Origin of the sequence: Frankia sp. Mgl5 (assembly GCF_023242985.1) — a bacterium.
GTDB classification, from domain to species: domain Bacteria; phylum Actinomycetota; class Actinomycetes; order Frankiales; family Frankiaceae; genus Parafrankia; species Parafrankia soli.
The window spans coordinates 1-921 of record NZ_JALKFY010000790.1; the positions used below are offsets into that span (position 1 = coordinate 1).

Here is a 921-nt window from a genome sequence, read left to right on the forward strand (position 1 = left end):
GGCCGGCTCGACATCGAGCACGACTTCCGCGACGCCACGAAGACGCTGCCCGAGCGCCGCGTCGGCACCGACGACGGCCACTGCGCCGGCTACGTCGAGGCCAGTGTTGAGGAGCGTCCGCCGCCGTCCGTGCTGCGCGGCCGCCTCGAGGCCGTGCTGGCGCTGCACCCGACGTACGAGGCCGTGGGCGGCGATCTGTGCCGCTGCTGTGGCGCGCCCGCTCCGTGTCCGACGGTGCGCGCCGCCCGAGGTGAGACCCGATGAACGTCCTCTCCCTGTTCGCCGGCATCGGCGGCCTCGACCTCGGGCTCGAGCGCGCCGGCATGGTCACGGTCGGCCAGGTCGAGATCGATCCGTTCTGCCGGCGCGTGCTGGCGAAGCACTGGCCGGAGGTACCCCGCCATGACGACGTGCGCACCGCCCCCGGCTGGTGGCGATCTGTTCCCCGACCACGAGTGGACGTCGTCGCCGGCGGATTCCCCTGCCAGCCGTTCAGCATCGCGGGCGCGCGGCTGGGAATGGCGGACGAGCGGTGGGGATGGCCGTGGATGGCTGACGTCATTCGCGCTGTGGGACCGGCTCACGTCCTCGTGGAGAACACCGCAGCTCTCATTGCTGACGCCGACGCCTTCGGAGTCGTCCTCGGTGACCTGGCCGAACTCGGGTTCGATGCGGAGTGGACGGTGCTTCCGGCGTGCGCCGTGGGTGCCCCACATGCACGAGAGCGGCTGTTCCTTGTGGCCCACACCCACGGCGTCGATGGGCCGGCACGGGTGGGGCCTGGGGAAGGGCGGGCGCTACCGGAAGTCCGTCGAGGACCGGGTACGTGGGCTGATCCGGTCAACCGGTTCGTGGCGGCCTGCTCCCGAGGCCGTCGAGTGGCTGATGGGGTTCCCGGAGGGCTGGACGGACGTCGAGTAG

At 71.8% G+C, this 921-nt stretch carries 2 protein-coding genes; both read left to right on the forward strand.

Translation table 11 applies throughout. From position 1 onward, the window contains the following. A partial coding sequence (locus MXD62_RS27665; protein ID WP_248832329.1) for a hypothetical protein occupies positions 1–264 on the forward strand: 264 nt, incomplete at its 5' end. Beyond that, a partial coding sequence (locus MXD62_RS27670; RefSeq protein ID WP_248832330.1) for a DNA cytosine methyltransferase occupies positions 261–921 on the forward strand: 661 nt, incomplete at its 3' end. The genes MXD62_RS27665 and MXD62_RS27670, both read left to right, overlap by 4 nt.